Origin of the sequence: Furfurilactobacillus milii (assembly GCF_009863985.1) — a bacterium.
Lineage (GTDB): Bacteria > Bacillota > Bacilli > Lactobacillales > Lactobacillaceae > Furfurilactobacillus > Furfurilactobacillus milii_A.
Window position 1 is genome coordinate 1 of sequence record NZ_WEZT01000060.1, and the last position, 13,614, is coordinate 13,614.

Sequence of the window (13,614 nt, forward strand, 5' to 3'; positions counted from 1 at the left end):
AAAGTGAATTGACTTCACAATTGTAATTGCTTCGAACTTTCGTTCAAAGACCCTACACATTTGATTCGTCGAAACGTTGTTCAGTTTTCAAAGATCTACTTCGTTGCCTCAAGACAACTTTTATACTATATCATTTGGCTCACTATGAGTCAAGTGTTTTTGTTAGGAAATAATTTCGCTATCGCTTGTCGCTCAAGCACTCCCTGACAACATAAGCTATATTATCAAAGCGTCTGATTGTGGTCAAGCACAAATCTGACTAAATACGACTCAAACACTTGCTCCACAATTGGGATACACGTAGTAAGTGTGTGTCAATTTAACGAATCGTTCGGAAAAAATAACATACCTCGTTTCAGAAAACCCTATTAACCCGTGAATATCGATACCAGTCTTGTGTTTCAACAGTAAAATGACGAACAAAAAAAGATTCCACAAAACGTGGAATCTTTTTGAATTACTTCGATTTACTTAACTCTGGTGCGTCAGTCTTGTAGTCACTCGACGTTGATTTACCACCATTTTTAGCTTGTACACTGGTGGGATTATCCTTTTGCTCCTGTTTCAACCGTGAATTTGTAGAAGATACCGAGTAATTGTAATCACTCTTATTGACCTTCTTAAAGCCCGTTGGTGTGTAGAAACGTAACAAATCACGTGTCATGATCTTATCCGACAACCCCAGCACCGTATTAACATGATCCTGATCAGAAGTAACTTGCTTCTTTTGTGACGCCGTCAGATCAAGTAACTTACCCGTTGCTGTATCGTAAACCTGACTACCAACCTTCGTATACTGTGGTGTTACAAAGTTACCATCCCTAAACGGTACAATCTGGTTCCGTTGTGTGGAGAGTAAATCTTGTCCCATCATAATGTAGTTACCTGTTGTTTTAATGCCCAACAGATCCATCATGGTCGGCAATGCATCGATTTCACCACCATAGGTATGGTTAACACCACCTTGAACACCAGGCGCATGAATCATAAATGGCACCTTCTGGAACATTGCTAAATCGTAATTCGTAACTTTCTTCTTACCTAACAGCTTGGCAATGGCAGGACGATGGTTATTTGAAATACCATAATGATCCCCATAAACAACAATCATCGAGTTATCATAGAGATTAACCTTCTTCAAGTAGTTAATGAATTCACCAAAGGCTTGATCAAGGTAATGCGCCGTTACAACATAACCATCAACCGTATTATCACCAGTATCCGTCTTCGGGAATGAAGAATCCTTCTTACCTAAGAGGTATGGATAGTGGTTCGTGACTGAAATCACTTTAGCATAGAACGGTTGTGGTAATTGTTGAATATACTTCGCTGAATCCTTCAGGAAAATCTTATCCTTCAGCCCATAACCCACGTTATAACTTGGTTTATCCGCATTAGGATAAAACGACTTGCTAAAGAAATTTTGATAGCCCCAGGACTTGTACGTGTTGCCACGGTTCCAAAAACTTGGCACATCCCCGTGCATGGCCGCCGTAGTATACCCATGCTGTGAGAGAATGGCTGGTGCTGCTTGGAACGTGTTAGAAGTTCCATAACTGATCATTGCGGAACCAGTTGGTAAACCATATAACGAGTTTTCCATCATCATTTCGGCATCAGAGGTCTTCCCCTGTGCCACTTGATGGAAGAAGTTATCAAATGACAATGTGTTCTGATCTTTATAGAACGCATTGATGTTTGGCGTAACTTCCTGCCCTTTGTATTTATAGTTAATCAGAAATTGTTGGAAACTCTCCAAATGGAAAACAAAGACATTCTTGCCTTGTTCCTTACCAAAGTATTGAAAATTCTCACCAGCAGGATTGTTCTTCAAATACTTTTGAACTGACTTCATATCAGCTTTCGAAGCCTGGCTCCGACTAGTTGACTGCTGATGTGTCTGATAAGCGTTGAAGGCCGCATATTCATTTAGGCCCAGGTATTTAACAATATAGTTGTTGTCAAACGTCCGTGTTAACAAACCTGAACGATCTTTTACGGACAAACCATAATCCACCATCATCAACGCAATAGAGAACACTGTCATTGTGACTGCAAAACGTTTCTTCAGTGGCCGTTTGTCTACTTTGATCAGCTTTGTTAACAGTAAGATGATCAATACCAGCACATCCAGATAAACAAACAAGTCTGAAAAATGCAAAATACCGGCCAATGATTTTCCCAAATTGTTATCGACCGAACCAGACCCTTTGACAATCCCAATCGACAGAAAGTCTGAGAATTCACGATAATAGAGAATATTGGCGAACAACCACGTTGTCTGTAATGCATCAATAATCAGCATTAACCAATATGACAATTTGCCGCGGAAATATAACGCAATCCCAAACAGCAATAACGCCGTCGGCAGCGGATTTAACGCCAGAATAAATTGCTGAATCGAGGATTCAACACCCAGTGTAAATTTGGTTCGATACGCGATATACGTCTTTAACCAAAACAGTGCCGTCATTAAAAAGAAGAAGCCGAGGGTCGTATTTAGCTTGGCATAAAGACCCTTGAAGAATTTCGCCATGTGTCTGTCCTCCACGTCGCTGATATAACAAGTGTTATCAGTGACTGTAATCAATTCCTGTTACTCGTTTGGTTGCTTAAATGAACCTTAACTCAACAAGTCAATATTATAAACGAGCCCCGCACAATTACAAACATTGGCGGGGTTCTTCATAAATTCTTAGTTGTCCGGATAGTTTAAAAGACGGCTTTAAACTCTGTCAGCGCATCATACACTGCTACTGCCACCATATCCATATTGTCATAACAAAAAGCCGGGGCTGTTCTGGCATCTTGTACTGTCCACTCACCAGTTGTTTGATTCAGTGTCACCTTGCACACTTCAACACCAAACTGTTCAAAATAACGCGTCTGCTCTTCACTACGATGATCAAACTGCATCGCTCGCAAACGCCGAATAATGCTTTCCAATAACGTACCTGTTTCTTCACTCATTGTTTATCCTTTGTTCGATTCAGAAACCGATGGCGTTTGACCGGTTCCTCAGTAACTTTATCTGGCTTTAACGCCATCGCCCACATACCTGAAAACATCCCCAAGTAGTACGTGATTACCCGCCATAGAATCATGGCTAACACTAGCTTTGAACGACTAGTTACGTAGCTGGCAAACAACGCCTCAAAACTAAATTCGGCACCGCCTGCACCACCAGGAATTGGGAACAGCGAGATCACCATCACAATCAACACATGGAGCGCTGTAACCATCAACGCATTAACATGATTATAACCCAGCGACAACATAATGAAGTATGGAATCAAATAGTAGACTGCCAGCTGTGCTAGCGTAAGTAAGGCCACGTGTACCATCAATCGCCACTGGGACTTAATTCTGACACTCTCCAAATAGAAGGAATCAATCTTTTCATCAAGACTAACCCGCCATTCTTCGTAACGCTCGGGCTTCACAAACCATCGCATCGGCTTCATCAGTAAGTTCACCATTCGTTTGGTAAACGAATGCCAGAACATAATCATGAGTAAGCCTAAAATCACAACTAAGTGAATCAAAAAACCGAACACCACGAATAACGCTAGATAGTGTAACTTAGCCGCCAAGTATTGAAAGCCAATGGCTAACGCAATTAAAAAATTAATCACGATCATCGCTTGATAGACGACAAACTTCATTAGTAGCACTGAGCTAGCACGACCACCATCAACACCGGTTTGAATCATGGCCACCAACTGTGCTGGCTGACCACCACTCGAAAATGGCGTGATGCCATTAAAGAGTTGCTCAATCAGTGGAATTCTAACCGCATCTTTAAATGTAAAACCACTTATCCGGTCATTGACAAACACTTGAACGATACGTGATTCAATTAGCAGGTAGCCCACCATGCAAGCAATCGCAATCAAAAGCCACCAGCCATTAATATGCAATAAATCATGAAGCAATTGTGTCAGGGCCACATTGCGCAACGAGTACGCAAAGATTCCTAACCCAATAATGACCATCACGATTAATACAATTCGATTCCGTCGGGACATAATTAATCCTCTCTCGCCTGCTGAAGATAGAAACGATGCCAAATTTGGGCGAGATGACTCGCCGAGTACACTTCAGATGCCAATAAGGCCTGACTGTGTAAATGCTGCATCCCCGCAGAATTTTGTTGCAACGATGTTAGCTTCTTTTGCATATCGGCCACATCCGTCGCACTTTCGTAATACCCGTCAATAATGGACCGGTATAAATCCAAATCACGCAACAATACTGGCGTACCACAACTAAATGCCTCTAAGACAGACATTGGGAACAGTTCATTATACGAAGGCAACAAAAACAAATCTGCCATGTTGTAGTAGTCAACCAACGCTTTACGGTCAACAATACCTGGAAACAGCAAATTAGCTGGCGGATTATCAACCACCTTTTTTAGTTCCGCATAGCCATCCGTAATCCGACCAAATGAAAATCCACCTGCCCAAATAAACTGAACGTCAGGATTATTCTTTGCCAATGTAATAAAATCACGAACACCCTTGCGTTCCTGAATTTGACCAATACCAAGAACTGTAAATTTTTTAGCGTCTAAATGATAACGGGCCCGTGTTGCAAGTTTGTCGGCTGACGACATCTCGTAGAATTCACTTTTAGACACGAAGTTTGGAATATACGTAATTTTCCCTCGAGGAATGTTATAGGCTTCGAGCTTCGGAATAAAGGTCGGGTTGACCACTACGATGTGATCCATCCGTTTGTAAAACGAGATTAAATAATGATAGAAAATCTGTTTTGCGATTGGAGGTAGTTTTAAACTCCCCTCCAATGTTTCGGGAAGAAAATGGACGTAGCCAATTTTAACGCCCCGCCCCGGTAAAAAAGTAGACAAGTAATAGGGAAAATTCACCGTATGATAGTGTGAAATGTCCGTTTTGTGCCATTTATTAATTGTGATGTCAAACTCACCATCAAAATTGTCTTGCAACAGCTTCACTAATTCCGTGTATGCACTGCCGACTCCTTGTCCGGGAACGGACGTTGCGGCAGAGAACATATTGATTCGTAACATTGTGTGCTCCTAACGTTTATTATCGTAAAAACACGTATTTCCACTAACCCAAGGTCAGCTCGGAAATACGTGCTAAGAGTGTTAATCGCTCAACTTGGCTGATTTTTCACTATCTTCTTGATAAATCAACTGGGCGTCAGCATAAAATTGAATAATTCGTTTGCCAAACGCATCTGCGGAAATTTCGTACAAAATTCGTTGACGAACGGTGTCATCGCTAACATCGATTTGATGTGACAAGTAGTCACAAACGTCACGCACTAATTCGCCTTGTTGCTTAAAGGTGCGTCCGATTGTATCTGTCTTCAACAGCTCATCAGCATAAGGACTACTCATGACTACAATCGGTAAATGCGCTGCGATAGCCTCAATATAAGTCAGCCCTTGTGATTCTGAATCACTAGCAGATACAAACACGTCAGCCATTTGATAGTAACGGTAAACATCCTCGTTCGCAACTTCTCCCGTAAACGTGACGTGATCTGTTAGCTTCATCACACGTACCTGTTGTTCCAAATCTTCTCTAGCAGGGCCATCACCGACGATGACAAGTTGTGCATTGGGCTGCTGTGCCAAAATATCCGGTAACGCCATGATAACTTCATGAATGTTCTTTTCGAATGCCAATCGTGACAAGGACAGCAAAACTGGTGTATTAGCGCTAAAATGCATTTTCTGCCGTAGTTCATTGGACTGGGGTTGTTCATACTGCGTCAGATTAACACCTGTTGGGATGACACGAATGGGCGTTTTAACACCATAGCCCTTTAAAGTGTCTAGCACTCGATCAGAGGGTGCAACCACCCCTTCAACGCCATGTAAATAAGCTCGGGTCGCCAAACGTACCTGCTTAGGCTTTAGCAACTTACCATTAGCCACATAATGCAAATAGTCCTCGTACATCGTGTGATATGTATGAACAACCGGGATCTTCATCGCGTGGGCAACAAATTTTCCCATCAGCCCCATCGAAAATTCTGTTTGGGTATGAACAATATCTAAATGAAGGTCTTTCGCAATTTGTAAAGCACGAAACGCTCCGCGAAAAGCAATTCGCCGGTCCGTGAAGGAAACAAATGGTACCGACGGAAAACGAAAAATGTTTCGCTCATAAACATCCTTATCAACTTTAGGATCCGTCGATGTAAAGATGTAAACTGAATGACCGTTTTGCTCAAGCTGATCACGCAGTGTTTTTATCGAAGTGGCCACACCACTCACCTGCGGAAAATATGTTTCAGTAAATATGCCAATATTCACGCTGGTGCCCCCTTCAAACTAAATTCAGTGTTCAGTCAGCATTTTTGCCAACAAAATAATCAAGTTTCATTATACGGATTGCGTTTATATAGTGCAAACGCTAATCGTTTAGATTATCTTCAATTCTAACCTAGACTATCTCTACACGCCAATATTCACACTGGATTTGACCACAATGACGTCAAAAACTTAACTTTTCGCGAAGAAAAAAAGCACTAGTCGCAAATGCGATCAGTGCTTTAATCTCATAGCTTACTTCAACCCTGCCATGAACTGTTTAACCATATCGGCAACGTCTTCATTGGTTTCGGCATCAAGTGCCTTATCAACGAGGTCAGCAGTCGATTTTGTATCAAGTTTCTTCATTGATGAACGCGTCTGCAACATAGATGTCGCACTCATAGAGTACTCATCCAAGCCCATTCCCATCAATAATGGCACAGCAACCTGGTCACCAGCCATTTCACCACACATACCGGCCCACTTGCCTTCAGCATGCGCTGAATCAATAACCTTCTTGATCAAACGCAACAATGATGGGTTGTAAGGTTGATATAAGTAGGAAACGTGTTCGTTACCACGATCGGCGGCAAACGTGTATTGAATCAAATCGTTCGTACCAATACTGAAGAAGTCAGCATATTTGGCCAACTTGTCGGCAATCAACACTGCGGCTGGCACTTCCATCATCATGCCGACATCAATGTGGTCAGCCACTTTAACGCCATCATTGATGAGGTTTTGCCGTTCTTCATCATAGATTGCCCGCGCCCGTTTGAACTCGTCAACTGTCCCAATCATTGGGAACATGATGGCAATGTTACCGAAAGCAGAGGCACGCAATAATGCACGCAACTGAGGCCGGAACAAATCAGGTTGTTTCAAACTAATCCGAATGGCACGGTAACCCAAGAATGGGTTCATTTCTTCTGGTAATGGCAAGTAGTCAAGATGCTTGTCCCCACCAATATCCATGGTCCGCACAACAACCTGTTTGCCATGCATATCTTCAGCAGCCTTCTTGTAGGCTTGGAATTGTTTTTCCTCGTCTGGCAATTCGGCACTGTCCATATACAGGAACTCTGAACGGAATAAACCAACTGCTTCACCGCCGTTATCATTAACAGCAGCAACGTCATCAGGCGTCCCAATGTTGGCAGCAATCGTGAAGTTCTTGCCATCCTTTGAAACAGATGCCTCGTCCTTCAGCTTGTCCCATTCAGCCTTTTGCTTAGCAAAGTCGTCACCTTTTTGGGTGTAAGTCGTCACATCCTCGTCAGATGGATCAACAATACCAATACCATCCAAACCGTCGACAATAACCTTATCACCCTGTTTGATGGTAGAAGTAGCATCTTCAGTCCCAACAACAGCTGGAATTTCCAATGTCCGACTCATGATCGCCGAATGCGACGTCCGACCACCTAAATCAGTAATGAAGCCCTTAACAAATTTGCGGTTCAGTTGTGCCGTATCACTTGGTGTCAAGTCATGCGCCACAATCACAACTTCAGAATTGATCAAGGCTGGATTAGGTAGGTTCTTACCCAGTAGGTGGCTCATAACCCGTTTGGTTACATCACGCACATCAGCTGCCCGTTCTTGCATGTACGCATTGTCGGTCATGCCCTCAAAAATCGCGATGAAATTGTCGGTGATTTCCTTTAATGCTTCTTCTGCATTAACTTTGTCAGAGTCGATCTTGCCTTCGATTTGGCCGATCATTTCTGGATCTTGCAAAATCGTAATATGTGCTTCAAAAACTTCGGCTTCTTCTGAGCCCAAACTCTTTTCAGCAACGGCTTTGATCTGTTGCAATTCTTTTATTGATGCATCTAAGGCACTGTGTAAACGGGCCTTTTCAGTATCAGCATCAGAAATTGTCTTCTTGTCAAACGTTAAATCCGGATCAACTAACATATAGGCCGGAGCAACGGCAACACCGTTACTGGCCGCAATCCCACTGAGTTTCTGAGTCATTAGTCAGACAAACCTTCTTTAGTCATGGTATCTGTAATTGCACTGATGGCGTCTTTTTCGTCGGCACCGTCAGCAGAAATCGTAACATCGGCGTCTTTACCAACACCTAATGACATAACACCCATGATGGACTTCAAGTTAACGGACTTACCATCGTAAGCCAAGTTAATCTCTGAAGAGAACTTAGATGCCGTTTGTACCAAAAGTGTGGCTGGACGTGCGTGTAAGCCTGTGTCTGCAATAATGTGAAAGTCTTTAGATTCCATAATCATTAATCTCCTTAATGCACTTAGATTTGTAAGGGATTACTTTGCCGTAAAAACGGCGATTCATCAATCACCTTCTGTATCATAGTAGCATATGTTTTTTACAAAATACAACCATTCGCAAAGGAAAAATGCGCATTTTGGAAAGCGGTACCAATGCTAATCCTATACGGATAGTGGTCTAGACCGTGTTTGACAAACGTTGGATTAACAGCATTTTATTTTGAAATCGTTTTCCATAGGTGAAACATTCTGGTAAATTCTTGAGAAAACAAAACGACGTCACTGATGAAAAAACATCATGAACGCCGTCTAAAATCTGTATGCAAACTAATCTTCTTGATAATGATAAGTGATTTCGCCACCACGATCAGCCTGACCAACTATCCGTTGACGATAAGGCACATTCATCAACGCCGTTTGAAACTTCATAAAGTGTTCTGGTGTAACCTTTAATTCTTCAATCTCACCATTTTTCAGTTGCTCAAGTTTTGCTGCGTAGTCGTCATCCATTGAATTCAATCCTTCTTTCTTTTAAACAGGTGCCAGCCAAGCTGGGCGATACCCAAGATCGCAATCAAAGCACTGACAATCGCTGTGAAGTGAATGCCTGCTGTTAATCCTGGTGTCCGATAAATTAACTTGATCTGCTGTTTGCCAGGTTTAGTTAGCTTAATCCCCACAAAAGCTCGATTTGTTTTAATCAACTTGACAGTATGGCCATTGACCATTGCATGCCAACCCGCACTATAAGGAATAGATGAGGTCAACACCCCAGTCTGCTTGGTCGTCACAAGTCCTGTAACTTCATTGTGTCCCAGCCTTAATTCTTGTAATCCGTTTTTCTGTAAACGTTGAACCTGTTTATCATACTGTGTTGTCATTGGAATCCCAACAAGTTGCAAATCAAAGGAATAACGGCCAACCTGTCCCAATTGCATAGATAATCCGTTTGGCATCTGATCTACCCACCCTAGATTAAGTACACCAGCCGTCGTTTTTTCATACTCACTCAAATTGGTTTCAGGCATCTGGCTTAACGAGTTAGTAATATCACCATTTGTCATACTAATACGCCAAGCTTGATTGGGTGAACCATTGGCCACATCACGTTTGAAGGCATCCCAACCGCCATGAGCCGCCGTCTGATTACTACCTGATGAAAGGTGACCATTGATTCCTGGTGAATTCAACTTATCAATGTTAATTCGATCAGTCAACGTTGGTTCTGTGTAATGAACATTCGTTATCAAAGCGCGAATTTCCATCCCCTGATATTGTTTAGCGTTAGGAATGTAAAGTGTATAGGTATCGGATTTATTCGTGTCAGCAATGTTTGTAGTGCTAATGATATTTTGGTCGGCATCGTACATTTTATAGGGAATTACGACACTTTGAGGCTGTAGCTTTGTCACTTTTAAATTCTTAGTATCGCTGACGGCTGTCACGTTCGCCAAATTGGCTTCTTTCTCATTGGCATCTAGTTGCTTGTATGTCTGATTACTGATAACACGTGACTGAAAGTACATCAGCGGAAAATTATCCGTGGTCTGATAAGCCTGAACATCCCCATTAGCACCGTAAAATGACTGATTTAAATCCGGCGTTTCACCAAATGTCGGAACGTAATTATGTGGCATGTTCGTGTCACTTGGCAATGGTGAATTAGCATATAAATTGCGAACACCTAAAAAGTTCAGCACCCGACCACGATCATCAAATTGTTGAATCGGTAAATTCAATTGCCGTTGATTGTTTAACAAATCGCGACTAAATTGGATGGCTGCCCCATTTTGAATCGAATAAAACGAGCTGGTATTAGCGCCATTCAAAAGAAAGTTATTCGGTGTAATGCCGGTCGAAGCGGTGACATAGTTACTAACATTACTGGTGCGTGCAAAAGTCGGCGCATATTTGCTAACCTTTGTTCCGTTTTGTTCCGCCCATGTTGGCTGAGTTGCCACTGCTGTAGTCGCTGTACCATACGGTTGAGAAATTAACGCCTTAGCCGCACCATTTGGTAAGAACTGATGAATATCGTACGCAGCGTTTTCGAAATTAAAGGCAACAAAGATATTAACCATCACCAGTGCACTAAGAACTTGTGGCTTCAGCAATTGCGGTCGAACCGTGCCAGCGACAAATACGCCTGCATATACCATTAAAAAGAATAATTGCGGCAGCACCGTACTGGTCGAATCAGCAATAATTTGCGTACTGATAAGAATTAAGACTAGAATGATAGCTGCCCATTTGAAGATGGGCACCCAATCACTAAGCGTCATGGTCTTAAGTTGTTGTAGGAAAACACCTGTCATTAACGCCATCGGTAAACTCATTAAGAATAACCACCGATTCGATGGCGAGGTGAAGCCATTTAATGTAGCAGCAAATATTGGCAATAAACTGAGCACTGTTGTCAGCACCATCAGTCTCACAATCAGTTTGTAGTCCCGGTAATGACGAAAAATCCACACAACTACAAGCAACAACACGTTTACTGATAACGTATTTAACCAAAACGGATCCACGTTAACGTTGCCTAACAGTGCGTTTGGCAAACTTAGGTAGTATTGCAAGGAATAAAAGTGCATCCCACTAGCAAACGGGACATCGAATCTTGGCGAACTCTGGAGGGCCTTAATTTCTGGTAACGTCAGCCACGCCGTCGCCAATAGACCAAGCACCCCACTACATAACATTCGACCAAAGTTAAACCAGCGCTGCCGTGCCAAAGGATGCGGGAGTTCTATCCAGCGCAAAATCAGGTACGTGATTCCACCGAGGGCCAACATGAACGCCAAGTAAAAGTTAACTACCACACTGAAATAAACAACAAAACCGAATCCCCACGCTGACCGACCCTGCAACACTGCTTCAATTGCAGTGATTAGCAATGGCAATAGAATCAACGCATTAACGAAGAACGGTTGAAATAGACTCGCGTAAATGGCAAACCCACTACCGAGATAGACCATCGCACCCAGCCAAATGGCCCAGCGTTTAAGTGAAAAATGACTGGCAAAATAGGTAAAACTCAGCCCAGCAAAAAACATGCGTACCAGACCTATAAGCTGAAACCCTGTTAACAAGTGTGCCTTATTAAATAACAAAATCAGGTAAGCAAACGGATCGCTAATGATGTAGTACGAAAACGTTTGGAAAGCATCTGCCCCCAAGCCAATGTGCCACGACCATTGCAACGGTCCTGCACTTAGATGGTGTAACCAACTGAGCAGAATCTTGCGGTATTCGTTCATAATTGGCACATGCTGATGCAACACATCATGCGTTGAAATCAGTGAATAGCCAAATAACCAGTAAACGCCGTATGTTAATAGACAAAACAACACAAAAAAAAGCACGTATCCGCCGTAAAGTTTTCCTCGCCTTTGTTTTGCAAATGAGAACTTCATGGTTGTACGTGCTCCTTTAGTCTTAAGTCATTGTGTAAGTTGATTCTTACATTATGAACAAAACCGGCCATCGTCGCAAATAATTATTTACTTATGGTAAAGCGCTAATTCATCAAACTGTATTTAGGACCGATTTTATTAATGGTGCGCACGATTGCCCACCGCGTTAGCTGGAAAAAGCGAACCACAGGATTGACTTTTACGTTGCCCCACGTTTCATAGTGATATCTATTGCTAACGTGAATGAAATGATACATTCGGGCACGCTGAGGATTCCAATCCCGTTTATCCTTAAAACCGTATCGCCAACGCCGCTGCCGAATCAAGTTAACCGCTACGTTTTTAGCCGGTGAGTCCGGTGCATAACGTTTAAATACCCGTGGGCTAACTTGTAGCCACAGCGTAATCTGATCAGGCTGTGTCATAACCTTTGTCATTTCGTCATCAGGCACGTTGGCAAACTCATCGTCTGCATCCTTCAACATTAATTCAACCCAGTTAACGCCGTTTAGCGCACTCCAATAACTGCAACGTTCCAAACGCGCATTTAATTCAAGTGCTAAAAATTGTTGAGTCTTTTGATCATACCTGAAAACGATGTTTGCAATGCCCGTGTAGTCAATATCCTCTAAAAATTGGCATATTTTATCTGTTAGCTCGCTTTCCTGAACTGGAAAAATGGCATCGTGGTTACCAATCCCCCACGGCGTATGGTCCTCTAAGGCAACGTGGCCTAATGCCATGCCACGAACATGATGATGTTGATCGACATAGGCAGAAAACGTGTATTCTTGTCCCTCACCCGCTACAAAGCGTTGTAAAACAAAGTTCCGCTGATAGCCTTGATGATAAGCCAAGCGCAAGAAATGATTAATTTCTTCATTAGAATTGAGCACATAGTCCTTGCGATGATCTGGATATTTCATCGGACCCCAACTAACCGAATCCGTTGCCTTAAGCATAACTGGAAAAGGAAACGGTGACTTTGCGTCACGTTCCGTATCGTTCTTGCTCAGTTCAATATATTCTGCTGGATTCAGCTCGGTTTTCTCTAACAATTGATAGAAACAGGCCTTATCCGTAACTTGCTCAAACATTTCTGGATAAGGTCGCACAACATTGTCCGGAAAGTACGCATACTCTCTAATCAACTTTGCATAGGCATCACCCAAGCCAATTAACACAACACGTTTGAAGCTCATGATCCGATCTAAAATGCCATTCTGCATTGCTTTAGCAAAAGCAACCGTTTGGCTAAGATGTGGAATCACAGTCACATCGGTGAATTTACTGAATCGAGTTGCCGATAGGTTTTTTGCTCCATAAATAATGGCTTTCTGACCCGTTAAATCGTAATACATCCTTGCTACGCCATATGCGTTTTCGTCTGTTCCAAAGAAAAATGGCACTGTATTCCCTGCGTATTCCGTCAATTAACTCACCTTACTTATAACCTTTTATTAGATATTATTATAATAATCTAACACAATTTTCATTATCACTTTTACAAGAATCATTAGAGAAACTAAAGAATTTAAATCGGCAAATTCTATAATTAATCCGAACAGAAATTAAAAAGCCCAAAGCAATCACTTACAATGGTAGTAGCTAATTCCAACCAATATAGGGAGTGATTACT

Annotated in this window: 10 protein-coding genes; all 10 read right to left on the minus strand. The window is 42.3% G+C overall.

The window, feature by feature from the left end; translation table 11 throughout:
• Positions 1–457 precede the first annotated feature (457 nt).
• The gene (locus tag GB992_RS11550) at positions 458–2,536 is read right to left on the minus strand and encodes an LTA synthase family protein (RefSeq protein WP_161002564.1); all 2,079 of its coding nucleotides are present in this window, start codon (positions 2,534–2,536) and stop codon (positions 458–460) included.
• A gap of 176 nt (positions 2,537–2,712) precedes the next feature.
• Entirely contained in the window at positions 2,713–2,970 is a 258-nt protein-coding gene (locus GB992_RS11555) for a DUF1797 family protein (protein ID WP_017261114.1), read from the minus strand.
• Entirely contained in the window at positions 2,967–4,028 is a 1,062-nt protein-coding gene (locus tag GB992_RS11560) for a lysylphosphatidylglycerol synthase transmembrane domain-containing protein (RefSeq protein WP_161002565.1), read from the minus strand. The genes GB992_RS11555 and GB992_RS11560 overlap by 4 nt, the downstream gene beginning before the upstream one ends.
• 2 nt (positions 4,029–4,030) lie before the next feature.
• The gene (locus GB992_RS11565) at positions 4,031–5,053 is read right to left on the minus strand and encodes a glycosyltransferase family 4 protein (RefSeq protein WP_161002566.1); all 1,023 of its coding nucleotides are present in this window, start codon (positions 5,051–5,053) and stop codon (positions 4,031–4,033) included.
• An 81-nt stretch (positions 5,054–5,134) separates the two neighbouring features.
• Positions 5,135–6,313 (minus strand): glycosyltransferase family 4 protein, encoded by a 1,179-nt coding sequence (locus tag GB992_RS11570; RefSeq protein WP_017261117.1) that lies wholly within the window; start codon positions 6,311–6,313, stop codon positions 5,135–5,137.
• Positions 6,314–6,565: 252 nt separating this feature from the next.
• Positions 6,566–8,293: a phosphoenolpyruvate--protein phosphotransferase gene (gene ptsP / locus GB992_RS11575; RefSeq protein WP_161002567.1), complete on the minus strand. Its 1,728-nt coding sequence runs from the start codon at positions 8,291–8,293 to the stop codon at positions 6,566–6,568.
• Positions 8,293–8,559: a phosphocarrier protein HPr gene (locus tag GB992_RS11580; RefSeq protein ID WP_017261119.1), complete on the minus strand. Its 267-nt coding sequence runs from the start codon at positions 8,557–8,559 to the stop codon at positions 8,293–8,295. The genes ptsP and GB992_RS11580 overlap by 1 nt, the downstream gene beginning before the upstream one ends.
• Before the next feature lie 330 nt (positions 8,560–8,889).
• A complete protein-coding gene (locus GB992_RS11585) occupies positions 8,890–9,072 on the minus strand; it encodes a hypothetical protein (RefSeq protein ID WP_161002568.1) in 183 nt (60 codons plus the stop codon).
• A gap of 5 nt (positions 9,073–9,077) precedes the next feature.
• Positions 9,078–11,975 (minus strand): YfhO family protein, encoded by a 2,898-nt coding sequence (locus GB992_RS11590; RefSeq protein WP_161002569.1) that lies wholly within the window; start codon positions 11,973–11,975, stop codon positions 9,078–9,080.
• Between the two features lie 104 nt (positions 11,976–12,079).
• Positions 12,080–13,408 (minus strand): carboxylate--amine ligase, encoded by a 1,329-nt coding sequence (locus tag GB992_RS11595; protein ID WP_161002570.1) that lies wholly within the window; start codon positions 13,406–13,408, stop codon positions 12,080–12,082.
• Positions 13,409–13,614 lie beyond the last annotated feature (206 nt).